At 60.4% G+C, this 23,600-nt stretch carries 22 protein-coding genes and 1 tRNA gene; 7 read left to right on the top strand and 16 right to left on the bottom strand.

Translation table 11 applies throughout. The features are described 5' to 3' along the window. Positions 1–11: 11 nt before the first annotated feature. The 12 genes from SynA1528_RS12650 to gcvT form a co-directional block, all read right to left on the bottom strand. Positions 12–842, bottom strand: a complete 831-nt coding sequence (locus SynA1528_RS12650; RefSeq protein WP_186587048.1) for an aminotransferase class IV — start codon at positions 840–842, stop codon at positions 12–14. After that, positions 839–2,125 carry an anthranilate synthase component I family protein gene (locus SynA1528_RS12645; RefSeq protein WP_186587047.1) on the bottom strand — a complete coding sequence of 429 codons (1,287 nt, stop codon included), beginning with the start codon at positions 2,123–2,125 and terminating at the stop codon, positions 839–841. The genes SynA1528_RS12650 and SynA1528_RS12645 overlap by 4 nt, the downstream gene beginning before the upstream one ends. Next, positions 2,122–2,802 (bottom strand): 7-cyano-7-deazaguanine synthase QueC, encoded by a 681-nt coding sequence (gene queC, locus SynA1528_RS12640; RefSeq protein ID WP_186587046.1) that lies wholly within the window; start codon positions 2,800–2,802, stop codon positions 2,122–2,124. Before queC ends, SynA1528_RS12645 begins: the two co-directional genes overlap by 4 nt. Next, on the bottom strand, positions 2,799–3,653 hold the full coding sequence (locus tag SynA1528_RS12635) for an NAD(P)-dependent oxidoreductase (RefSeq protein WP_186587045.1): 855 nt from the start codon (positions 3,651–3,653) through the stop codon (positions 2,799–2,801). The genes queC and SynA1528_RS12635 overlap by 4 nt, the downstream gene beginning before the upstream one ends. Before the next feature lie 3 nt (positions 3,654–3,656). Next, positions 3,657–7,103: a S8 family serine peptidase gene (locus tag SynA1528_RS12630; RefSeq protein WP_186587044.1), complete on the bottom strand. Its 3,447-nt coding sequence runs from the start codon at positions 7,101–7,103 to the stop codon at positions 3,657–3,659. Positions 7,104–7,208: 105 nt separating this feature from the next. Then, positions 7,209–10,676 (bottom strand): S8 family serine peptidase, encoded by a 3,468-nt coding sequence (locus SynA1528_RS12625; protein WP_186587043.1) that lies wholly within the window; start codon positions 10,674–10,676, stop codon positions 7,209–7,211. A 95-nt stretch (positions 10,677–10,771) separates the two neighbouring features. Beyond that, positions 10,772–11,392 (bottom strand): 7-carboxy-7-deazaguanine synthase QueE, encoded by a 621-nt coding sequence (locus SynA1528_RS12620; protein WP_186587042.1) that lies wholly within the window; start codon positions 11,390–11,392, stop codon positions 10,772–10,774. Continuing rightward, positions 11,389–13,023 carry a CTP synthase gene (pyrG, locus tag SynA1528_RS12615; RefSeq protein WP_186587041.1) on the bottom strand — a complete coding sequence of 545 codons (1,635 nt, stop codon included), beginning with the start codon at positions 13,021–13,023 and terminating at the stop codon, positions 11,389–11,391. The genes SynA1528_RS12620 and pyrG overlap by 4 nt, the downstream gene beginning before the upstream one ends. 71 nt (positions 13,024–13,094) lie before the next feature. Then, a complete protein-coding gene (locus tag SynA1528_RS12610; RefSeq protein WP_186587040.1) occupies positions 13,095–13,571 on the bottom strand; it encodes a Dps family protein in 477 nt (158 codons plus the stop codon). Positions 13,572–13,603: 32 nt separating this feature from the next. Further along, a complete protein-coding gene (locus SynA1528_RS12605) occupies positions 13,604–14,737 on the bottom strand; it encodes an RNA polymerase sigma factor, RpoD/SigA family (RefSeq protein ID WP_186587039.1) in 1,134 nt (377 codons plus the stop codon). Between the two features lie 101 nt (positions 14,738–14,838). Next, positions 14,839–16,671: an aspartate--tRNA ligase gene (gene aspS / locus SynA1528_RS12600; protein WP_186587038.1), complete on the bottom strand. Its 1,833-nt coding sequence runs from the start codon at positions 16,669–16,671 to the stop codon at positions 14,839–14,841. A gap of 37 nt (positions 16,672–16,708) precedes the next feature. Then, on the bottom strand, positions 16,709–17,812 hold the full coding sequence (gene gcvT / locus SynA1528_RS12595) for a glycine cleavage system aminomethyltransferase GcvT (protein ID WP_186587037.1): 1,104 nt from the start codon (positions 17,810–17,812) through the stop codon (positions 16,709–16,711). A 103-nt stretch (positions 17,813–17,915) separates the two neighbouring features. On the opposite strand from gcvT, the gene SynA1528_RS12590 reads away from it, so the two are divergent. Continuing rightward, entirely contained in the window at positions 17,916–18,158 is a 243-nt protein-coding gene (locus SynA1528_RS12590; RefSeq protein WP_286187838.1) for a hypothetical protein, read from the top strand. Between the two features lie 118 nt (positions 18,159–18,276). Further along, positions 18,277–18,657, top strand: coding sequence for a cyclic nucleotide-binding domain-containing protein (locus tag SynA1528_RS12585; protein ID WP_186587036.1), 381 nt, complete (start codon positions 18,277–18,279; stop codon positions 18,655–18,657). On the opposite strand, the gene speB is transcribed toward SynA1528_RS12585, so the two are convergent. Further along, positions 18,651–19,514: an agmatinase gene (speB, locus tag SynA1528_RS12580; protein WP_186587035.1), complete on the bottom strand. Its 864-nt coding sequence runs from the start codon at positions 19,512–19,514 to the stop codon at positions 18,651–18,653. The genes SynA1528_RS12585 and speB overlap by 7 nt on opposite strands. Next, positions 19,511–20,353: a polyamine aminopropyltransferase gene (gene speE / locus SynA1528_RS12575; RefSeq protein WP_186588513.1), complete on the bottom strand. Its 843-nt coding sequence runs from the start codon at positions 20,351–20,353 to the stop codon at positions 19,511–19,513. Before speE ends, speB begins: the two co-directional genes overlap by 4 nt. A gap of 64 nt (positions 20,354–20,417) precedes the next feature. Between speE and arfB the strand changes: the two genes are divergently transcribed. Together arfB and SynA1528_RS12565 are read left to right on the top strand one after the other, a co-directional pair. Continuing rightward, positions 20,418–20,852 carry an alternative ribosome rescue aminoacyl-tRNA hydrolase ArfB gene (arfB, locus tag SynA1528_RS12570; protein ID WP_186587034.1) on the top strand — a complete coding sequence of 145 codons (435 nt, stop codon included), beginning with the start codon at positions 20,418–20,420 and terminating at the stop codon, positions 20,850–20,852. A 13-nt stretch (positions 20,853–20,865) separates the two neighbouring features. Next, complete coding sequence (locus tag SynA1528_RS12565) at positions 20,866–21,609, top strand: dienelactone hydrolase family protein (RefSeq protein WP_186587033.1); 744 nt, start codon at positions 20,866–20,868, stop codon at positions 21,607–21,609. Here the strand turns inward: SynA1528_RS12565 and mazG are convergent. Then, positions 21,569–22,381, bottom strand: a complete 813-nt coding sequence (gene mazG, locus SynA1528_RS12560) for a nucleoside triphosphate pyrophosphohydrolase (RefSeq protein ID WP_186587032.1) — start codon at positions 22,379–22,381, stop codon at positions 21,569–21,571. The two genes, SynA1528_RS12565 and mazG, sit on opposite strands and share 41 nt — an antisense overlap. A 30-nt stretch (positions 22,382–22,411) precedes the next feature. Continuing rightward, the gene (locus tag SynA1528_RS12555) at positions 22,412–22,891 is read right to left on the bottom strand and encodes a metal-binding protein (protein WP_186587031.1); all 480 of its coding nucleotides are present in this window, start codon (positions 22,889–22,891) and stop codon (positions 22,412–22,414) included. Between the two features lie 59 nt (positions 22,892–22,950). Between SynA1528_RS12555 and SynA1528_RS12550 the strand changes: the two genes are divergently transcribed. The 3 genes from SynA1528_RS12550 (at position 22,951) to SynA1528_RS12540 (ending at position 23,598) form a co-directional block, all read left to right on the top strand. Continuing rightward, a tRNA-Val gene (locus SynA1528_RS12550) sits at positions 22,951–23,022 on the top strand. 47 nt (positions 23,023–23,069) lie between these two features. Then, entirely contained in the window at positions 23,070–23,231 is a 162-nt protein-coding gene (locus SynA1528_RS12545) for a hypothetical protein (protein WP_186587030.1), read from the top strand. Next, complete coding sequence (locus SynA1528_RS12540) at positions 23,221–23,598, top strand: hypothetical protein (RefSeq protein ID WP_186587029.1); 378 nt, start codon at positions 23,221–23,223, stop codon at positions 23,596–23,598. The genes SynA1528_RS12545 and SynA1528_RS12540 overlap by 11 nt, the downstream gene beginning before the upstream one ends. The last annotated feature ends 2 nt before the right edge of the window (positions 23,599–23,600 follow it).

Raw genomic sequence — 23,600 nt, 5'->3', positions numbered from 1 at the left:
AGGATATCGTGCTAATCAAGCAGTGCCTGCCACAACGACTCGCCCGCCAGGGCTTGTTTGCTGAGGGGTTGATCGTCGAGGCTCAACACCCCTCGGCAGCTGAGGCTGTTGATCAACAGCAGCTGATTGTCGGGGCCAGGGCTCTCTCCCAGTTCCGCTTCCACCGCCAGCCCCAGTTGCAGGGCCCGGGCCCGCATCACCCCCGGCAGGCAGCCACTGCGCAACGGCGGTGTCAGCCAGGGAGCATCGGCCCCCTCTCCGCCAGGCTTCAACAGCAGATTGGCGGTGGTGCTGCAGCAGAGTTCGCCCCTGGTGTTCAGCAACAGGGCGTCGTCGCAGCCCTGTTGTGAGGCTTCCCGCCTTGCTTGCACGGCCTGACCGTAGGCAAAGGTCTTGCAACGGCTCAGCACACTGTCGCAGTTACGGCGCTCCAGGCGACTGATGATCGCGGAGATCGGGTTGAAGCTCGGTATCCAGGGCTGAAGCGTCAGCCAGAACCGATGCCGCCCCGGCAGTGGTGGTGCGATCCCCCGCTGCGGGGATGAACCCCGACTCCAGTTGAGCCGCAGGGCGCCGCACTCCTGGTCGGGGAGCGCTCGGTGCACGGCCTCCTGGATCAGGGGCATCAACTGGTCGTGGTCCGGCGGGGGATCCAGGCCCAGCAGCTTGCTGGCTTCACACCATCGCGCCAGGTGCTCGTCCAGCAGACAGGGCTGACCGGCCCGGATCAACACCGTTTCGAACAATCCATCGGCGAGTTGCAGGCCTCGGTCATCCAGGGGAAGGCTCAGCTCAGCCGCTGTGCCCCAACGGCCCTCACACCAGGCGATCCCCCCAGTCAAGCCAGGGCCTCCAGCAGGGGCTGCAGTTTCCACATCAGCTCCTCGGCTTCGCCGTCGGGGTCGGAATCGGCAACGATGCCGCAACCGGCATGGGCCCGCAGCGTGCGGTCCTTGCGGATCAGGGAGCGGATCAGGATGTTGCTGTCAAAGCGACCGTTCCAGTCGATGCGGATCAGGGAGCCGCAGTAGGGGCCGCGGCTGGTGGGTTCCAGCTCCTGGAGGCGTTGGCAGGCCCTGAGCTTCGGGGCGCCGCTGATCGAGCCCCCCGGCCAGCAGGCCCGCAGCAGATCCACCCAGTTGAGCCCTGGCTGCAGCTGGCCCTCCACCACGGAGGTCAGGTGGTGAACTGCGGGATAACTCTCCAGGCCGAGCAGTTGCGATACCTGGATGGAGCCCGGGATGCAGACGCGGCCGAGGTCATTGCGCAGCAGATCCACGATCATCACGTTCTCGGCCCGGTCCTTGTCGCTGCAGACCAGCTCCGCCGCCATGTCGGCGTCGAGGTCTGGATTGCTGTGGCGTGGCCGGGTGCCCTTGATCGGTCGGGTCTCGACCCGACCGGTGGGGTCCACCTGCAGAAATCGTTCGGGCGAGGAGGAGAGCAGGGCTTCGCCGTTGCCTGTCGCCACCAGCCCGGCAAACGGCGCTGGGCACTGGTGACGAATCCGTTGGAACAGCTCCACCGCGGAGGCATCACTGGGCCAGTTGGTGCTGCAACAGGCGGTGAGGTTGGCCTGGAACAAATCACCGGCGGCGATCAGCGCCCGGATTCGGCGCACACCATCGGCGAAGCCCTCGCGGCTGGTGTGTTGATGCCAGGCCTCAAGCGGAATCGTGGGAGGGGCAGGGGGGATCGGAGCTGTCTGCTGCAGACGCGCCGCCAGCTGCTGCATCGCCGCCGGATTGGTGCCTTCGATCCAGAGTTGCCGTTGCTGCAGGTCAAACCGCAGCAGTGGGTCGTGGCGTGCGATCCACAGGCTGGCCATGGCATCCCTGGACCAGGGGTTGCCGGCTTCAGTCCAGGCGGCCGCCTCGTAACTCAGCCAGCCGCTCCAGTGGCCAGGACCCAGTCCCTTGAGTGCGGCGAAGGGGTCGCGGGCTTCGGTGTCCCCCGGAAGGCCCCGGCAGTGGATCACCTCCTGGGGCTGGCTGGCCAGGGTCACCCAGCGGCCCAGATCACTGCCGTCCCCATCCAGCCAGATCAGCCCGTTATCGCCGTCCAGCTGGCGGGCCACCACAATCGGCTCACGCCAGGGCAGCTCCAACCGCTGGGGAGTACTCATGCTGATGGTCTGCTGCACAGGTCCGGGCGGCCGGCCTCCCGCAGGGCAGCATCGCGGATGCGGCAGCTGTCGCAGACACCGCAGGCCTCGTCTCCACCGCTATAGCAGCTCCAGGTGGTCTGGATCGGCACGTTGAGCCGCAGCGCTTCCTCCACGATCCTGGTTTTGCTCCACTCCACCAGCGGTGCCCAGAGCTGGGTGCCGTGGCCTTCCCGCCCGGCCTTACTGGCCAGGTTCGCCAGGGACTGAAAGGCCTCGAGATAATCCTGCCGGCAATCGGGATAGCCGGAATAGTCAACGGCGTTGACGCCCAGCACCAACCTTTCGGCTCCGCGTGCCTCCGCCAGGCTGAGGCCCACGGAGATGAACACGGTGTTGCGCCCGGGCACATAGGTGGTCGGAATGCGACCTTCCTCCACGCCGTCGGTTGGAATGGAGATGCTGGCGTCGGTGAGGGCTGAGCCCCCCCAGCTGGCCAGATTCACTGCGACGCAGTGATGCTCCGCCAAGCCAAGCTGCTCAGCAACGGCAGCGGCGGCGTCCAATTCGCGGCGATGGCGCTGGCCGTAGTCAAAGGACAGGCCGATGACGCGGTCGCCCTGTTCAAGGGCCAGGGCAGCAGCGGTGGCGGAATCCAAACCTCCCGAGAGCAGAGCGATGGCAGTGCGGTGACTCATGTCAGGGCCGTGAGTTCGTGCAGGGCGCAGTAGTCCTGCTCATCCAGGTCGGTGCCCTTTGCTTGTTCAAGCAAAGACAGCAAACCGCTCAGCCCCTGATCTTGGAGCCCAGCCGTTGTCGCTTCCTCCAGGAACAGGCGCAGGTCTTTGCGCAGCAGGTCGGTGCTGAAGTTGGGATCGGCGTAGGAGTGATCCAACATTCGTTGCAGCTTCTTGTCGAAGGTGGGGGCGTAGAGCGCTGACGGCCGCAGGATTGCCATGAACGTTTTCACAGGAACGCCGGCCCGCTGAATCAGTCGCAGGGAAAGGGAGAAGCTGTGGGTGAGGCTGGCGATCAACTGATTGAGGGCCAACTTGGTGGCGGCTCCACTACCGACGGGGCCCACGAGCAGGGGCTCTTGGCAGAGGTGGGAGAGAAGTGGCCGTTGTTCCTCGAAGACCTGCGCGTCACCGCCGGCCATCACCAGCAAGGTGCCATCGAGAGCCTGGGGCTTGCTCCCCAGAACCGGGGCCTCCAGATAGTGCCCGTTGTTTGGCACAACATGCCGGGCCAGCTGTCGACTTTCCTCAATGCCCATGGTGCCCATGGGCATCACCGTGGTGCCGTGCAGAGGGCCGAGGGCATCAACCACGCTGGCTGTCACGCCCCCATCACGCAACACCGTGATCACTGCGTTGCGGCCTTGGGCGGCACCCTGCAGCTCCTGGACGGCGGTTGCACCTTGCTCCAGGAGCGGTGCAAGACGTGCGGGGTTCCGGTTCCAGACATGAACCTCCAGACCCACATCCAGCAGTCGCTTGGCGATGGCCGTGCCGAGGAGTCCTGTTCCCAGGACAGCCACTGAGGTCATGGCTCAGACGATCGAGAATTGTTGCTCTTTTTCAAGGTAATGGAACTGGTTGCTGCCCAGAAGCTCTGTGAGTAGCGCTCTCTGATTGATGGCGTGATCGTTGGAGATCTCCAGCACGGCAAAGCTGTTGCGGCTGGCCTCAATCGTTTTCACCGCCTCCAGCCCGTCGTAGGAGGCGTCGTTGGAGCGAATGCCTTGCTTGAGGCCGCGGAGGGTGGAGCGTCGTTCCCGACCATTGCCGTCAACGCTGGCGATCAGGGTGCCGCTGAGTTGTTTGTCGCTGAAGCTGTCCAGCGTTTGCATCGTGATCACATCCCTTGTGCTCCATGGGATGGATGAAGTGGTGTTCCAGGCGGTGCTGTCGCTGATGCTGTTGTTGCTGCCAGAGCCCGTCAGCAGATCTTCGATGGCGGATGCGGACAAACTTCCGTCATGACTTTTGAGCAGTCCGGCGACACCAGCGACGTAAGGTGTCGCCATGGACGTGCCGTTGAAAGTGTCGTAACCACCTCCTGGCACAGCCGAATAAATGTTGACTCCTGGTGCTGTCACGTAATCGAGTTGCGTGGAGCCGGCCCGGTTGGAGAACCCGGCGAAGGAACGATTGCTGTCCACAGCACCAACGGCGATGCCGTGATCAATCGCATGGGCCGCGGGGTATTCGGGTGCCATGCCTCCGGAATTGCCGGCGGCCATCACGACAACGCTGCCGCGTCCGGAGGCATAGCTGATGGCATCGGCCATGGCTTGGCTGTAACCGCTAACACCGAGGGAAAGATTGATCACATGGGCGCCGTTGTCGGCGGCCCAGCGCACGGCAGAGATGATGTCGCTGGTCCAGCCGTAACCGTCGTTGCCCAGCACACGCAGGGGCATGATCGCGGCGTCATAGGCGACCCCGGTGATGCCTGTGCCGTCGTTGGCACCGGCGATGGTGCCAGCGACATGGGTGCCATGGCCATTGCCGTCATCCGCAATCGAGTCATCATCAACAAAGTCGTAGCCGGCGACAATTCGACCCAGAAATTCGGGGTGATCCAGATCGACCCCTGTGTCGATCACCGCGATGGTGGTTCCGCTTCCTGTGGCGCCTGCAAAACCGCTGCCCCCGTTCCACACTTCGGGAGCATCGACATTGTCAACTCCCCAGAGATTGCCGCCAAGGGCGTCGACAGGGTCGAGAGAGATGTTGAGCAATTGCTCGAAGGCGCGTTGAGCACTGACATGGCCGTAGCCATCGGTGCTGTTGAACCCGGGGTCCGGAGGGGTGAGTTCGGATGCTCTGAGTGTGTAGGTCCCTGCATAAACGTCTTGGTAGGCGCCCACATCGAGGTAGTGCGTGCCGCTGCTTTCTGCGGTGTAGTTGAGTTGGGAATCCAAGCTCAACAAGGATTCATCGTCGTTGTAAGCGACTAATGACGATGAGCTGCTGCGGAGGTAGAGAAACGGGTCTTCGAGGCTGACACCATTCAGGTCGAATTGATAACGCCGACCGGCTGTGAGGTTGATGGCGAACCAGTCGTGATCTCCAGCTAATTCAAGTTCGCCTGAAATGCTGTTGTGGATCGTAAGGCGACCATTGGTGGTCGTGCTGCCGCCGTAATCGTCTTTGCCGTCTGAGTTGGATCCCGCAGTGCCTGGTACAGAGACACTGTCGGTTGTAATGGTCTCTTTGAAGCCTTGGCTGTCGGTGTATTGGACAACAGCATTCAGCTGATGGCCGGCAAGGTTGGATCCAATCTGGTGGTCACTGGCTGTGCTGATTTCCCACCAGTTCGTGCCATCCAGAGAGGCTTGCCAGGCGATCTCAAGTGCACCATCACCATTGCCGTCTGGATCGTCTGCAGAGCGGCTGATGGAGATGATTTCGCTGACTGCGGCGGTGCCTTGGATGAGGAAGTCGGCGTCGCCGTCGTCGACGTATGGAATGGTCAGGTCATCGGTGTTGATCGATTCGCTGAATCCCTGACCATCGGAATAGGAGACGATGGCTCTGATCCGCTTCCCCTCAAGGTCTTTGGAGATGTTGAATGTGGGTGCGGTGCTGATGACGGACCAGTTGACGCTATCGCTGGATTGCAACCATGAGATGGCGGATGTGCCTGCACCGTTGCCATCGGGATCAGCGATGGATTGCGTGATGGAGAGGGTTTGACCAACTGCTGGAGTGCCTTGAATCAGGAAGGCAGCGTCACCGTTATCGACGTAGGGAATGGTGAGAGCATTCGTGGAGATTGATTCCTCAAAGCCCTGGTTATCGGTATATCGGACGGTTGCCGTGATGGTCTGCCCTTCCAGATTGTCGGGAATATCGAAGGTGGGGTTGGAGCTCAGGAAAGACCAGTTGATGCCGTCGCTGGATTGGAGCCATGAGAAGGAGGGTGTCCCATCCCCATCGGGATCAGCGACGGATTGCGTGATGGAGAGGGTTTGACCGACTGCTGGAGTGCCTTGAATCAGGAAGGCAGCGTCGCCGTTATCGACGTAGGGAATGGAGCGCGACTGGGTAAAGACAGTTTCTTGAAACCCATCGCCATCTTTGTACTCAACCCTGGCACGGACCTGAGCGCCCTCCAGCGTTGCAGGGATACGAATCGATTTGCCGGTGTCGGCTGTTGTCCAGATGCTTGCTCCTGAGAATGCCTGCCAGGTTATGAGCGGTCTTCCATTTCCATCTGGATCGTCGTCAGCACGCTTAGCCCGTAATCGCTTGCCAACTGTTGCATTTCCTGTCAAGGAAAAATCTGCATCGCCAACATCGATCAGTGTGTCGGCTTCGATCATGCCGTCACCATTAAAATCAATCCCAAAAACTTCCTCATAGCCCTCTGAGCTAAGAGCTCTTTCCCGGAGCCAGCGACCTTTTGAGCGGACGATTCCCTTGCTGCTCAATTTCCAAATTTTGTATTTTCCCTTCTTGGATTGGTTGTTTGTAATTAAGACTCGATACCCCTTCTCTGTTGGGGCTGCCGCAATAGCTGACCACTTTTCAGATGTTGCCTCGGAAAACGTTTTTCCAGATTTGGCGGTAATCAAAATCCCGCTTTCGGGGGTATAGAGCTTGTATCCAGGCTTTTCGGAGCCGTCGACTAGGCCGTTGTCATCGATGTCATAAGTTGTTTTGAATGCAATATTTTTTTTTGCGAGGCTTTTATTGCCGTTTTTGCCACTTTTGGTGGCTGTTTTAACTTGGTCGTGCACCTTGTCAGAGCTGCTTGTGCTTGGCATGGGTCGACCGGGTGTTGTGATTTGAGCCTTTAAAAGAGGAGATGCGCAAAGCTTTTCCTTTAAATATACTAACGGATTTAAGTTGCTGTTCTCATGAATGTCCCTGAAAGGATCCTGAGAGTTGGCTGCGTGTGAGTGTTTCTGGTGTTGTAACGACTCATCGAATTGCGAGCCACTTGTGGGTCTGCAGGCTGAGCCGCCAGCGCGTGGCGCGCCGGGCATGCTCCACCGCCAGCTGCTGGTCTGAATCGATGCTCCGGCCCAACGAACTCCAACTTCAACGAGTCAATCTTGACCGAGCAGAGCAACGGAATGTATTGGAGAGCTCTAGATCATTTGCATTTGAGTATCGACTTCGAAATAGTTGAACTGTTTTTCTGAGAGCAAGTCCTCCAGTAAATCTGATTGATCTGATGGATTTGATCCTGACAGATCCAGAGTGATCAAACTTTTATTAGTCGATTTAATCACATCAATGTCTTCAATGATGAGGCCTTCTTTCTCATTAGCCTTAAGTTCTCTGATGACGGATTTTCTAGCCTTTAGATCTCCGCTCAAGCTTCCGATGAGCCGGCTTTGCAATTGATCTTCGTCAAATTGGGCTAGTGTTTCTAAGGTAATAATTTTATCAAATTGTTCTCCTGTGAGCTCATCAGTTTGAGTGCCCGAGAGCTGGATATCAATGTTGTTGTGTGCGGTGCTTGTGATCAAAGTTTCGATGGATTCCGGTGTTAGCGCTTTGTCATGGCTTTTCAGCAATGCTGCGATGCCGGCGACGTGTGGGCTGGCCATGGAGGTCCCACTGTAATAATCGTAATTACCGTTGGGTGTCGAAGAGAAAATATTGACTCCAGGGGCTGTCACATAATCAAGAAACGTAAATCCGGCTCGATTCGAGAAATCGGCAAACGACTTTTCTTGATTTACGGCTCCAACAGCGATGCCGTGGGTTTCTGCGTGGGCTGCAGGGTATATAGGAGATTCACCGCCATTATTGCCAGCCGCCATGACAATCACCGAGCCAAGGTCTGATGCGTAGGCGATTGCGTCGGCCATAGCCTGGCTATACCCTCCGCCTCCAAGCGACAGATTGATGACATCGGCACCATTGTCTGCTGCCCATCGGACTCCAGCGATGATGTCGGATGTATAACCATAGCCTTCATCGTCGAGAACTCGAATTGGCATGATTGATGCATCTGGTGCGACGCCGGTGATTCCTTCACCGTCATCAGCGCCCGCGATGGTCCCGGCAACATGCGTGCCATGGCCTTCACCATCGTCGGCAATATTGTCGTAATCGACAAAATCATAACCTTGAGCAATTCTGTTTTGGAATTCCGGGTGATCTAGGTCAACACCTGTGTCGATGACGGCGATGACTGTTCCCGATCCGATTGCGCCCGAGAAGCTATTGCTGCCTGTCCAAACTTCTGGTGCCCCGATATTGTCGAGACCCCATAAATCACCACCAAGGTCTGCGGCATCATTGAGGGTTATTCCAAGTAACTTTTCAAAGCTTCTTTTAGCGTTAATATGGCCAAACCCGTCTTCAGGGTTGTAGCCAGGGGGCAAGGGATCTGCTTCGTCGGCGGTAATTAAATATGTTCCGGTATACTCGTTGTTATATGCGCTTGCCTCAAGATAATAAGTGCCTGAAGATTCAGGGGAAAAAATGATGCGGCTACTGAATCCTTCTCCACCGTCGTCATTGCTAGAGATGACATTGCCATTGGCTTCTTTCAAGGCCAGGAATGAGTCTGCAAGGGTAGTTCCAGTCAACTCAAAGTTGTAGTACTTGTCAGCATCTAATTCAATTTTGAACCAGTCTAGATCTCCTAGGGATTCGAGATTACCCTCAAGACTGCTTCCAATCTCGAGAGATCCACTGCTCTCGGGGCTTGCTCCGTAATCGTCAGAGTTTGAGACAGGGATGAGGACCGGTTCGGTTGAGACGTCCTCGCTGAAGCCATCACCATCGATATAGGAAATGTTGGCGAGGAGTTGACGACCTTCCAGATCGGCGGAGATGGTGATTTCTGAATCGGAGCCGACTTGAGACCAGGTTCCATCTGGATTGGAAGCAAGCCATGCAACGGTTGGAGTGCCGTCACCATCAGGATCACTGTTGGTTAGAGAAATGGAGAGAACCTGCCCCAGTTGTGGAGTGCCCTCAATAGCGAAGGTGGCTGCACCATCGTTGACGGAAGTGACAGGGATGAGGACCGGTTCAGTTGAGACGTCCTCGCTGAAGCCATCACCATCGATGTAGGAAATGTTGGCGAGGAGTTGGCGACCTTCCAGATCGGCGGAGATGGTGATTTCTGAATCGGAGCCGACTTGAGACCAGGTTCCATCTTGATTGGAAGCAAGCCACGCAACGGTTGGAGTGCCGTCACCATCAGGATCATTGTTGGTTAAGGAAATGGAGAGAACCTGCCCCAGTTGTGGAGTGCCGTCAATGGCGAAGGTGGCTGCACCATCGTTGACGGGAGTGACAGGGATGAGGACCGGTTCGGTTGAGACGTCCTCGCTGAAGCCATCACCATCGATGTAGGAAATGTTGGCGAGGAGTTGGCGACCTTCAAGATCGGCGGAGATGGTGATTTCTGAATCGGAGCCGACTTGAGACCAGGTTCCATCTTGATTGGAAGCAAGCCACGCAACGGTTGGAGTGCCGTCACCATCAGGATCATTGTTGGTTAGGGAAATGGAGAGAACCTGCCCCAGTTGTGGAGTGCCGTCAATGGCGAAGGTGGCTGCACCGTCGTTAATGGGATCTTCAGGCTGCGTTATATCTTCGTACGCGCCAATGAAATATTTGCCCGTGAATTGATTGAGATATGAGCCAGCTTCGAGGTAGTAGTATCCTGATCTTTCGGCTTCAAAGTTTATTCGACTATTTAATTCACCTTCGCTATCGTCATTGCTGGCGAGGATAGATCCTAATTCGTCTTTAAGTGTTAATAGTGGGTCCGCTAATCCTGTCCCAATTTGCTCAAAAATATAACTTCTGCCGGCCTCTAATTCGACTTTGAACCAGTCAAGGTCTCCCGCAACTTCGAGATCACCTTCAAGACGGCTTGCCATGGCAAGAAAGCCACTGCTTTCGGGCGTTGTTCCGTAATCATCCGTGTTTGTGATGGGAACGAAGACCGGTTCGGTTGAGACGTCCTCGCTGAAGCCATCACCATCGATATAGGAAATGTTGGCGAGGAGTTGACGACCTTCAAGATCGGCGGAGATGGTGATTTGTGAATCGGAGCCGACTTGAGACCAGGTTCCATCTGGATTGGAAGCAAGCCATGCAACGGTTGGAGTGCCGTCACCATCAGGATCACTGTTGGTTAGGGAAATGGAGAGAACCTGCCCCAGTTGTGGAGTGCCCTCAATGGCGAAGGTGGCTGCACCATCGTTGATTGGACCTGATTCTTCCGGTGGCTGATCTCCAATCCATCCATCATTGTTGAGGTCAAGATTGAAGATGTTTTCGATCCCCTGGTTGGCCATGGATTGACCACTACGCCAGCCTCGCGATCTTCCATTGATTGTTCCTGTTTCATCTGTAGTCCATGTTTGATATCGCAATCCACGTCGGCGGGTTTGTCTGGCTCGCAGCACGAGGAATCCGCCGTCAACTTGCGTGCCTGCAATGACATTCCAGAATCTTGATGTTGCGTCCGAGAATGTTCGACCTCGCCTGTTCGTGATGGTGATCGAGTTGCCATCATCGAAAAGCTGATAAGCGATCAACTCAGAGCCATCTACCAGGCCATTTCCGTCGAGGTCTGTCATGATACGTAGTTCTTCAGCTGATATTTATGTTCTTGTTATGAGCGAATTCACGCGTCCGACATTTGTAGGGTTTTTCGAGATTGCGGAAGGAAGGATCAGCGCACTCCAATCCACTTGTGGGTCTGCAGGCTGAGCCGCCAGCGCGGGTTGCGTTGTGCATGCTCAACCGCCAGTTGCTGGCCTTGATCGCTGCCCCAGCCGGGTTGGAGCAGCAACTGGGTTGATGGGCGAACGGCAGCTGCCATGGCTTGGGCGAAGTCCAGATCGGTCTGCCCGTGGATCACCACCTTGAGCTCGTCGCACTGGCTGAGAAGCTCCTGACGCGGGGGTCGATGCGGTTTTGGTGACAGGGTGATCCAATCCGGGCTGCCGCTGAGGGGATCGATGCCGCTGGTTTCCAGATGCAAGGCATTGGAGCTGGATTCCCGCAGGGCCGACGCCAGTGCATCGAGGTTGTGATGCAGCGGCTCTCCACCGGTGATCACGGTGAAGGCGGCTCCCTGCCGTTCCGCTGCAGCGGCTTCTTGGGCGAGGTCGTCCAGATGGCGCTGCGGATGCGCAGCCTTTGGCCAGGAGTGCTTGGTGTCACACCAGGGACAACCGACATTGCAGCCAGCCAGACGGATGAAGAAGGCACTGCGGCCGCTGTGATGGCCTTCACCCTGGAGGGAATGGAAGGTCTCCACCACCGGCAGGGTGGCCGCGTCTTGGATCATCGCTGGGTCTTTATCGCCTCCACCGGTGAGGAGGGCAGCCGCTGCTGGGCTGCTTCGATCAGGCCTTTGAACAGGGGATGGGGCCGTCCTGGACGGGAGAGAAATTCCGGGTGGTACTGGCAGGCGGTGAAAAACGGGTGGCCTTTGAGTTCGATCAACTCCACCAGGCGGCCGTCGGGTGAGCTTCCGCTCACCACATAGCCGGATTCGAGGAACAGATTTCTGTAAGCGTTGTTGAACTCGTAGCGGTGGCGGTGCCGTTCATACACCACTTCTTCGCCGTAGAGCCGGTGGGCCATCGTTCCAGCGGCGATGCGGCAGGGATAGACACCCAGGCGCATCGTGCCCCCAAGATCCACAACATCCTGCTGCTCCGGCAGCAGGTGAATCACGGGATGGGGCGTTCCAGCATCGAGTTCGGCGCTGGTGGCTTCCGTCAGCCCGGCTTGGTTGCGCGCCCATTCGATCACCGCGGTCTGCATGCCCAGGCACAGCCCCAGGAACGGCACCCGTTGTTCCCGGGCCCAGCGAATGGCACCGATCTTGCCGTCAACGCCGCGGTTGCCGAAACCCCCTGGTACAACAACGGCATCCATGCCCTTCAAAAGGGCCTGAGCACCATCGCTTTCGATCTGTTCCGCACAGACCCAATGCAGATCAAGCGAGGCATCCTGGGCGATGCAGGCGTGGCGCAGGGCTTCCACCACCGAGAGGTAGGCATCATTGAGTTGGATGTATTTGCCCACCAGGGCCACCTTCACGGCGGGGCCGGGGTTGCGGAGCTTGTGCACCAGCTCCTGCCAGGCCGCCATGTCGCTGTCGTGATCCGTTAGGTCCAGTACATCCAGCACTTCGCGGCACAGCCCTTCCTGTTTCAGGGTTAAGGGAACGGCGTAAATGCTGTCCGCATCGAGGGACGGAATGACGGCCCGGGTCGGCACCCCGCAGAAGCCACCGATCTTCCGCTTCATCTCATCGCTGATGGTGCGGTCACTGCGGCAGACCAGCACATCCGGTTGGATGCCGATGGACCGCAGTTCCTTCACCGAGTGCTGGGTGGGCTTGGTTTTCAGTTCGCCTGAGGTGCCGATGAAGGGCAGCAGGGTCACATGGATGTACGCCAGATCGCGTCGCCCCACATCTCCGCGGAATTCGCGGATGGCTTCGAGGAAGGGCAGCGATTCGATGTCACCGACGGTGCCGCCGATTTCCGTGATCACCACATCAGCGTTGCTGTTGGAGGCCACCCGGTGGATGCGTTCGCGGATTTCACCGGTGATGTGGGGAATCACCTGCACTGTGCCGCCGTTGTAATCGCCCCGGCGTTCCTTGTTGATCACCGCCTGGTAGATCGAGCCGGTGGTCACGCTGTTCAGCCGTGACATGGCTGTGTCGGTGAAGCGCTCGTAATGGCCCAGATCCAGATCGGTCTCGGCACCGTCTTCGGTGACGAACACTTCTCCGTGCTGGATCGGGCTCATCGTGCCGGGATCCACGTTGAGGTATGGATCCAGCTTCAGGATCGAAACGTTGTAACCCCTGGATTTCAGCAGCCGTCCCAGGCTTGCGGCCACGATTCCTTTGCCGATGCTGGAGACCACTCCACCGGTGATGAAGACGAACTTGGCCATGGCCTCCCGGGTGACTCTTCAAACTAGCTTGCGCAAGGCCACACCTCCAGAGTCACCCGAGGCTGAATCGGTCAGTTCTGCAGCAGGCTGCGCAGCATCCAGGCGGTTTTCTCGTGCACCTGCAGGCGTTGGGTGAGCAGGTCTGCGGTGGGTTGATCGTTGGCGCCATCCGCGATGTCAAAGACAGTGCGGGCGGTGCGTGCCACAGCCTCGTGGTCGCTCATCAGCTGTTGCACCATCTCCATGGCAGCAGGGATGGAGCTTGCTTCCTGGAGCGACGCCAGCTTGGTGAGGGTGCTGTCACCGAATGGGGCGGGCATGCCCAGGGCGCGGATGCGTTCCGCGATCTCATCCAGAGAATCCCAGAGTTCGTTGTATTGGGTGTCGAACATCCCGTGCAGGGAGTTGAACATCGGACCGGTCACGTTCCAGTGGAATCCATGGGTCTTGCCGTACAACACCCAGGTGTCGGCCAGCAGCCGTCCCAGACCATCGGCAATCTGCTGACGCTGGTCCTCGGAGATGCCGATGTTGATTGAGCTGCTCATCGTTGTTTGCGTGCAGACCGCGCAATTTTGACTCAGGAATCCAGTCCTTGGATGTAGTCGCGCACCTTGCTGCGGCGCTGCGGTTGACGCAGTTTCAGCAGGGCCCGCGTTTCGATCTGACGGACCCGTTCGCGGGAGAGTTTCAGGGCTTCGCCGATCTGAGCCAGGGTCTGGGGCGTGTCGTCCTCCAGTCCGAAACGGCGCCGCAGCACCGCTGCCTCCCGGCTGGTGAGCTCATCGAGGAGATGCTCGAGGTCGTTGTGCAGCTCGTCGTGGGTGAGGCTCTGTTCCGGTGTGGCCTTGCCGTCTTCGATCAGGTCTCCGAGCTGGGTGTCCTGATCACGTCCCACCCGGGTGTCCAATGACACTGAGCGGGGAACCCTGGCGAGGGTCTGTCGCACGGTGTCCTCACTCAGCTTCAGCGCCCGGGCCAGATCGGCGATCGAGGCGATGCGCCCTTCATTGGCGGCGATCTCCTGCTGGGCCCGTTTGATCCGATTCAGTTTTTCGGTGACATGCACCGGCAGGCGGATCGTGCGGCTCTGGGTGGCGATGGCCCGCGTCATCCCCTGGCGGATCCACCAATACGCATAGGTGCTGAAGCGGAAGCCCCGGGTCGGGTCGAATTTCTCCACCGCCCGTTCCAGTCCGAGGGTGCCCTCCTGCACCAGATCCAGCAGTTCCATGCCGCGTTGCTGGTACTTCTTGGCGACAGCCACCACCAGGCGCAGGTTGGCCTGGATCATGTGGTCCTTGGCGCGGCGACCGTTGCGCAGCGCGGTCTTGAGCTCTCGAGCTTCCAGCTTGGCTTCCCTGGCCCAGGCGCTGTAGCCGGCTTCGATCCGCTGTTGCAGTTCCGCCAGGGTCAGGTCTGCGGCCCGGGCCCACTCATGTTTGGTGGGCCAATGGCTGTGTTGGTTGGCCTCTCGGCGTTGCAGCTCCTCGAGGCGATGAAGCTCTCCGATGGCGGCGTCACTGCTGGCCAGATCCCGTTGCTGTTGAAGCAGTGCTTCCCGCCGCTGCACCAGCCGAGCCAGCGTCACCTCCTCCTCGTTGGTGAGCAGATCAACCCGACCGATGTCCTGCAGGTACAGCCGCAGAAGATCCGTCGTGCTGCGGCTGCGGCGGTCACGGGTTTCCCCGGTCCGTCTGGGTTGACGGGGCAACGGCAGAGAGCAAAGGAACTGTCTTCAGGGTTCCCCGCAGCCGTGGACAGTGCGACAAAAGCGCTGAATACCTTCGGGATCGGCCACGCTGAGGTGAGGAATCACCCGTCGTCGTCGCTGGGCTCCACCCAGGTGCTGGCGACGTGCAGCTCTTCCAGCTGCTTATCGGCCACGCCCCCTGGGGCATTGGTCATCAGGCAGCGGGCCTGCTGGGTCTTGGGGAAGGCAATGGTGTCGCGGATCGATTCCTCGCCGGCCAGCAGCATCACCATCCTGTCCACACCGAAGGCCAGGCCGCCGTGGGGAGGTGCGCCCACATCGAGAGCATCCATCAGGAAGCCGAACTGCTCCTGGGCCTCCTCGAGCGGTAAACCCACCGTCTGCAACACCTGGCGCTGCAGGGCGGAGTCATGGATGCGCAGGGAACCACCACCGAGCTCCAGGCCATTGAGCACAAGGTCGTAGGCCTGGGCCCGGGCTCCTGGCAGGGTGTCGGCCCACTGCGACGCATCGCTGCCGAGATCTTCGGTGTTGGGAGCACAGAAGGGGTGGTGCAGAGCCTCGTAACGGTTCTCGTCGCTGTTGAACTCGAACATCGGGAAGTCCACCACCCAGAGGAAGTTCCACTGGTCGTTGTCGCTGTCGGCCTTGACCATGCCCAGCTCCTTGGCCAGATACTGGCGCACCCGGTCGAGGGCCTTGTTCACCGTGGCGGTGTCGCCGGCACCGAACAGCAGCAGGGTGCCGGGTTCCGCGCCAGCGCGGCTGAGCAGCTCCTGCTTCTGCTCATCGCTGAGATTGTCCTTGATGGCGCCGATGGTGTCGATCTCACCGCCGTCGCGCACGCGGATGAAGGCCAGGCCACCGGCACCGGCTTTCTGGGCCTCACTGAACACGTCGCCGCCAGGCTTGATCCGCACGTTGCTCACCGCATCGTTGCCGCCGGGCACCGCGATGCACTTCACCGCGCCGCCGGACTTCACGGCGCCACTGAACACCTTGAAGCCCATGTCCTTGACGATGTCGCTCACGTTGGTGAGCTCCATGCCGTAGCGGGTGTCGGGCCGGTCGGTGCCGTAGCGCTCCATGGCGTCATGCCAGGTCATGCGCGGGAAGGGTCGCGGCAGGTCGATGCCCTTCACGGCCTTCCAGATGGCGCAGATCAGTGATTCGTTCAGCTCTAGGATCTGCTCCTGATCCATGAAGCTCATCTCGATGTCCAGCTGGGTGAACTCCGGCTGGCGGTCGGCCCGCAGGTCTTCGTCGCGGAAACAGCGGGCCACCTGGTAATACCGCTCGATGCCGCCCACCATCAGCAGCTGCTTGAACAACTGGGGGGACTGGGGCAGGGCGAACCAGTCGCCGCCGCAGACCCGGCTGGGCAGCACGTAGTCGCGGGCGCCTTCCGGGGTGGAGCGGGTCAGCACCGGGGTCTCCACCTCGATGAAGCCTTCATCTTCCAGGAAACGACGGGCGGCCTGGATCGTCTGGGCCCGCAGCCGCAGGTTGTCGTTCATGCGCTTGCGGCGCAGATCCAGATAGCGGTGGCGCAGCCGCAGCTCTTCGCGGGTGTTCTCCTCGTCGTGCACCGAGACGGGGAAGGGCAGGTTGCCCTTGACGCTGTTGAGCACGGTGATGCCGCTGGCCAGCACTTCCACAGCACCGGTGGCCAGCTTGTCGTTCAGGGATTCGCCAGGCCGGGCCCGCACTTTCCCCTCCACCTGCAGCACGGTCTCGCTGCGCAGATGCTCGGCGACGGCGAAGGCGTCGGCGCCCAGATCGGGATCCACCGTGATCTGAACCGTGCCGCTGCGGTCGCGCAGGTCGATGAAGATCACCCCGCCATGGTCGCGGCGCCGGTCCACCCAGCCGCAGAGCTGCACCGAGTTGTCGATGTTCTGCTCGCGCAGGTCGCCGCAACCGTTGCTGCGCATGGGAGTCTCAGCCGAAGACAGGCGAGTTTCCCACAGCTCAGGACCGGCGGTAGAAGGGACGTTTGACCACAACGGCGGGCTGGGCCTTGCCGCGGATCTCAACGCTCAGCTCGCTGCCCACCTCGGCGAGGTTGGTGGGGACGTAAGCCAGAGCGATGGGCTCCTCCAGGGTTGGAGACCAGGTGCCGCTGGTCACCACACCGACGGTTTCTCCGTTGTGCAGCACTGGATAGTCGTGACGGGCGATGGCGCGTCCCTGCAACTTGAGGCCCACCAGCCGTTTGGAGGGACCGGACGCTGCGGCTTGCTCCAGGGCCTGGCGACCGACGAACTCCGCCGGCATCTCCAGATGCACCAGCCAGCCCAGGCCGGCTTCAAAAGGTGTGGTGTCCGCGTTCATGTCCATGCCGTAGAGGTGCATGGCGGCTTCCAGACGCAAGGTGTCGCGAGCCCCGAGCCCGCAGGGGCAGACGCCGCGATCCAACAGGATTTGCCAGAGCTTCTGCCCGTCGTCCGCACTGAGCAGCAGCTCAGCACCGTCCTCACCGGTGTACCCCGTGCGGGCTGTGAACACCGGATGGGTGATTCCTTGGAGGTTGAGGCTGCGGTGGCCGAAGCGGGGCAACCCGCTGAGGTCCTCACCGCTCAACTCCTCCAGCAATCCCATGGCGTCAGGGCCCTGGACAGCGAGCAGCACGCCGCCGTCCTTGATGTCGGTCACCGTGAGGCCAGCCGGTTCCATGCGCTCTCGGATCCAGGCGGTGTCTGCATCGGCGCAGGCGGCGTTGATCACCAGCACCAGGGCACCTTGGTCGTCGTCGAGGGCACCGCAGTCGTAAACGATCAGGTCATCCCGAATGCCGCCGGCCTCGTTCAGCAGCACCGTGTAACAGGCTTCGCCGGGTCCGATGCGATGCAGATCGCTCGGCACCAGCTGTTGCAGTGCATCTTTGGGGTTGGGCCCCTCCAGCCGTAAAACCCCCATATGGGAGATGTCGAACATGCCCACGTGTTCGCGGACGGCTTTGTGCTCATGGATCAGCCCACTGAATTGCACAGGCATCTCCCAGCCTGCAAAGGGCACCATGCGGCCGCCGCCGTCCTGGCAGAGCTGATGGAGAGGCGTGCGCTGCAGGGTCATGGACGGCTGGAAAACGCAGCATTCTCATTGAGAGCTGTGGAAAGTGGAAAGGAAACAGCAGATCTGCCAGCGGGACTGGTCCATTTTTTTGACCGTCACTAACTTGAGCGCTCCTCGAGGGTTGTTGTTGGCGGGCACGCACTGCTGTCGCAGTTGTCAGCATTGTTCTGGAGCCGGAACAGTCGAGGGCTGGTGCCGTTTGCGTCGATTGGCCGTGCATGCGGACGTGGCAGATCTCGTGGTCTGCCATCACTGGACCCCTCGCTCGCCGCAGCTGCCGGTGATCAAAAAAGCTCAGCATGAGGAAATGGACCAGCAGCTTGAACTTGACCGTGCCCTCGCTTAAGGATTGGTGAAGCTTTGTTCAAGGAGTCGCTGGGTGTGTTGTCGGTTACGCGATCAAATTTTTTCGTCAGCCAAAATAAGATGTTGTTTTTGTGAATTGGTTGGCTTCGTCGTCTCGGGTGAGTAACGCGCTGGAGCTGATCGGTGAGCATGCTGAAGCCGATCGGCTAACTCTTCCGACGGGAGCGTGTGTGTTCCGCCGTGGCGAGCCGGTTCAGGCCATTCACATCGTTGAACAGGGGCTGGTGGAACTGATCAGTGGCCCCCGCAATCGCATTCGTTACGGCCCTGGTCAGTTGTTCTTCTACGAAGATCTTGTGGCCAGCAACCAATTCCACAGCCGCGATGCCAAGGCCTTGACTCCCCTGGCAGTGATCCGGTTGAACCGTTCCGGCTTCCTCGCCTTGATCCATCGCCATCCCACCCTTGTGCTGGAGCTGATCGCTCAGCAGCACACCCGATTGCGACAACAGCGGGCTGATGCACGGCACTTCTATTGATCGGCCGCACCCATCAGCAGGATCAGGCTTCGCGTCACCTTGGCCGCCAGAACTGAGCTGACCCCGCTGGTGTCGAGCTGTGGCGCCAGTTCCACCACATCGGCCGCGATGAGCCGATGCTCCCGCAGAACCTCCACCACGGCTGCAAAATCCCTCCACAGGAAGCCGCCGGGTTCCGGGGTCCCAGTTCCGGGCAGCACGGCTGGATCAAACCAGTCCAGATCCACCGTCAGATAGATCGGTTTCCCTTGCAGTGGTTTCAGGGCTTGCTGTAGCGCTGCTGCATCCGTGATGCGCCGTCCACTGCTCTGCAGCTCTTGAAATTCATCGCGGGTGCCGCTGCGAATGGCCAGCTGCAGCAGGTCGCCACTGGGCAGCACCTCCAGGCAGCGCCGCATGGCACACGCATGGCTGTGGCGGGCACCGAGCCACTCCTCCCGGAGGTCCGCATGGGCATCCAGCTGCACCAGCACCAGATCGGGATGTTGTTCAGCGACGGCGGCGACAGCCCCGGAGCTGATCGAATGCTCGCCCCCCAGCATCAGAGGTTTGAGACCCAGATCGAGCACAGTCCCTGTGGCCTGTTGCACGGCCTCCACAACGGGTTCAGGTGCGCCGAAGGGGATGTCCACAGCACCGAGGTCGGCAAAGGCCAGGTCCTCCAGATCCATCTCCAGTTGCGGGCAATAGGTTTCCAGGCCCTGGCTCACCTCACGGATCGCGGCCGGTCCAAACCGGGTGCCTGGCCGGAAGGAGGTGGTGCCGTCGTAAGGGACGCCGAACAGGCCGATGCGGCAGCCGGCTGGGTCGCGGCGGGATCCCATGAAGATGCTGCCGTCGCTGTCGAAAGGGGTCATCGCGCCAACTCCCGTGCGATGAAGGCGGGGACGGTATCCAGGGCGCCCTGTTGCCAGCGAGGGCTCCAGATCTCACAGCCCTCGGCCACCTGCTCTGCCCGTGCCGGCTGGACCGTTCGGTAACGGGGGCCATCCACAGCAGCGACGGTCCAGCTCCACCAGCCGCTGGGATACATCGGCACCCATCCGTAGAGAGGGTCGGCATGGCCGAACACCTCACGCAGCAGGCGCACCATGGCCACATGCACCTCGCGGAAGGCTTCCGGGGATTCGCTCTGGGTGGCGAACACCCCGCCAGGTCGGAGGATGCGCCTGCAGTGTTCAAAGAACGCTCGATTGAACAGGCCCTCCGCCGGGCCCGCCGGGTCAGATCCATCCACCAGCACAACGTCGTAGCTCTGATCAGGAGCGGCGGCGGCCCATGCGATGCCGTCCCCCACGGTGAGGTGACAGCGGGGATCACTCCAGGCCGCTCCGCCGATGCCCGGTAAGTGCTTCCGGCTGAGCTCCACCACCCGTCCGTCGATCTCCACCAGGTCAAGGTGACTCACGTCCGGGTAACGCAGACATTCGCGGGCGGTGCCCCCGTCGCCGCCGCCGATCACCAGCACCCGTTCGATTGCCTCTGCGCTGCAGAGGGCTGGATGGACCAGCGCTTCGTGATAGTGCCGCTCCTGCTGCTCGGCGGTCATCCAACAGCCATCGAGCAGCAGGCCTTTGCCGTACCGCTCGCTGCGGATCACGCTGATCCGCTGAAACGGGCTGGTCTCCTCCACGAGCACCTCTCCGGCAAGGCCGTAGCGGACCCCACGGTGTTCTTCATCGATCCATCCGCCCATGGCGCTGGTGTTCGTGATCTCTCCAGTGAACTCGCTGATGGGGTCGAGGTGCCAGCTTGAGGTCATGGTCCTGGATCTCCATGTCACCGACCGCCTGGTGATTCCCTCAGGGGAGTTGCAATGGCGCTTCTCGCGGGCCTCCGGTCCGGGGGGCCAGGGGGTGAACACCACCGATTCGCGGGTGGAGCTGGTGCTGGATCTTCAAACCTGTTCGGTGCTGGGCCCCTTCCGCCGGGCTCGATTGCTGGAGCAGCTGGCGTCCCGGCTGTCGGATGGTTGTTTGCGGGTGGTGGTGGCGGACGAGCGCTCCCAGTGGCAGAACCGTCAGAAGGCTCTGCATCGCATGGCCGAGCTGCTGCGGCAAGGTCTGCAGCCTCCGCCACCATCGCGGAAGTCCGCCCGTCCAGGACGCGGTGCGGTGAAGCGTCGTCTGCAGGCCAAGAAAAAGCGCGGTGATCTCAAGCGTCAGCGCGGCAATCGGCCAACACTTGAGGAGTGACGCACCGCTTGCCATGCGGATCGAGCAACAGACCATCGGTCTGACCGTGGACGACAGCCTGATGCGGGTTCATCTGGCTCGGCCCGTCGAGCAGGGCCCCTGGCCCGGGCTGATGTTTTATTCGGACATCTACCAACTCGGCGATCCGATCCTGCGGTTGGCGAATCGCCTGGCCGGCTATGGATTTGTGGTGGCGGCGCCGGAGATCTTCCATCGCCTGGAGCCGGTGGGGACGGTGATCGAGCCCGACGCGATCGGTCGACTGCGGGGCAACGACGCCGCCCGTCGCACGGAGATCGCCGCCTACGACGCGGATGCCCAGGCGTTGCTGAGCTGGCTGAGGGACCAGGCCGAGGTGGATGAGCAGCGCCTTGGTGCCATCGGTTTCTGCATCGGTGGCCATCTCGCCTTCCGTGCTGCTCTGCGACCCGAGGTGCGTGCAACGGCTTGCCTCTACCCAACCGGGTTGCAGAACGGAAAACTGGGCCGAGGCGTCGCTGATTCTCTGCAGCGGGCCGGCGAGATCCAGGGGGCCTTGTTCACGCTGTTCGGCTCGGACGATCCTCACGTACCGGCTGACGATCGCGAGGGGGTTCTCGAGGCCCTGCGTGGGCTGAAGCACGAGACCCTGTTGTTTGAGGCCAATCACACCTTCATGCGTGATGACGGCTGGCGCTGGGATCCGGATCTTGCCGATCAGGCCTGGGCTGCCGTGATCAAGTTCCTGAGGCGTGAGCTTGCGCCTGTTCAGCCCTGATCTGAGCCTTGGCCGCCTGCCAGAGGGTGTCCAGTTCCTGGATGCTGCGACCTTGAAGATCGCCGCCCAGGGCGGATTCCACCCGGGAGAAGCGGTCGAGGAAGCGGTGGTTGGTTCCCGCCAGCCCCTCCTCGGGATCGAGGCTGCACCAACGCGCCACGTTCACCAGGGTGAACAGCAGATCCCCCAGCTCCTCCTGGGCATGGCCCTGGTCGCCGCTGGCCACCGCCTCCTTGAGTTCGTCCAGCTCCTCGTGGACCTTCTCCCAGACGCCGGCCATGTCATCCCACTCGAAGCCGGCCTTGGCCGCTTGCTTGGAGATGACCATGGCGCCGGCCAGAGCGGGCATGCCCCGCACCTTGCTGGTCAGCCGATCGCTGAGGGGACTGGTGGACCGGGCCAGGGATTCGGCCTGTTCTTCGGCTTTGATCTCATCCCAGCTGCGTGGCTCTCCGCCGAACACATGGGGATGGCGGCGGATCAGTTTGTCGCTGATGGCGCTCGCGATGGCATCAACATCAAAGCTCCCCCGCTCGCGGCTGATCTGGGCATGGAGGATCACCTGCAACAGCAGATCGCCCAATTCCTCCTTGAGGTGGGCGTCGTCGCCATGGCGAATGGCATCGGCCACTTCATGGGCCTCCTCCAGCACGTAAGGCACCAACGTGGCGTGGGTTTGCTGCAGATCCCAGGGGCAGCCCTGATCGGGATCCCGCAGACGGGCCACCACATCGATCAGTTGCTGCAGCGCATCAGGTCGGTCTGAAGCCATGGAGGGGGCAATCGATGCGCGCCCACCTTGTCATCGCCGGCGCCGCTGGGCCCACTCCACAGGCCAGGGATCCCCATCCAGGACCAGATGCAGCCAGGCGCTGGCCTCAAGGCCGATCACGAGGGCGATCGCTTGCTGGGGCTGTTGCTCGAGCCAAAGGATCATTTGGGGCAATCCTGCGTTCGTGGGCCAGCCTGTGAGGGCTGACAGCAGACTCCACCACCCCAGCAGCAGCAGCAATCGCAAGCCCGTGCCGATCAGGGGCCCGTGGGACCAGACCGATCGGTGGGGAATCAGGCGTCGGTAGGGCCACCACAAACCTCGGAGCGGTCCCCAGCGCCGCAGGGCATTGGAGTGCGTGTCCAGATCCGGAGACAGCCAGAGTCCGCCGATCACGCATGCCGCGGCGGCAACAAGACCGCTGTCGAGGCCCCATATGACGGCGGCACTCACTCCAAGGAGAGCACTAAAGAGCAGCGTGGCGCGGTCATGGGCTCGGCCGGAGGCCATCGAGACTGAACGTGACGTCTTTGGACAGACTGCCGCGCTGAGGCAGAATCCGCTGCAACGGGCGATTAGCTCAGCGGTAGAGCACCTCCCTTACAAGGAGATTGTCACTGGTTCGATCCCAGTATCGCCCATTCGATTTGCGGTCATTGGCTAGAGGTGGAGTAGTCGCCTGACGGCCATGCCACTTCATGTCGCGAATAAAATGGATGAAGTGGAGGCGGCTGTCTGGTGGGACCTGTCCCGCATTGTTCGCCATTTTGAACGTGAAGGCATGCAGCGGAAGGATGCGAAGCGAGCCGTTCTGAACGCTGCTCTTCGTTTGATTAATGATGAAACGTAAATGGCTTAATTCTTTACTGGTTGGTTTTGCTGCGCTGGGGTTATGTGCGTCGGGGTTTGCCTTTGATGGAGGCGGGTCTGAGCCGGTGGATCCGGATCCAATGGAGCCTGATTACGTGAGCTATCACGCGTTATGCATGGAACGAGAGATGCGCATGTGGGGTGAAGTTGCGGAGTTGATGAATGATCTTGCGACGGCCCAATGCCATTGCGAGTTCACACAGATTGAACAATCCGGTGTTTTCACTGATGCAGCAAAGCAGAAAGCATCAGAGCATTGCGCGCGTCGGGGATCACGCCACAACAAAGAGGCCTTTATCCGGTGGGCCATGCCTCGGCATGATCAGCGCATCAACTCCCCTGACTGATG

Origin of the sequence: Synechococcus sp. A15-28 (assembly GCF_014280175.1) — a bacterium.
Lineage (GTDB): Bacteria > Cyanobacteriota > Cyanobacteriia > PCC-6307 > Cyanobiaceae > Parasynechococcus.
The sequence above is the reverse complement of the archived record's forward strand: the minus strand, read 5'-3'. Positions and strand labels throughout refer to the sequence as shown.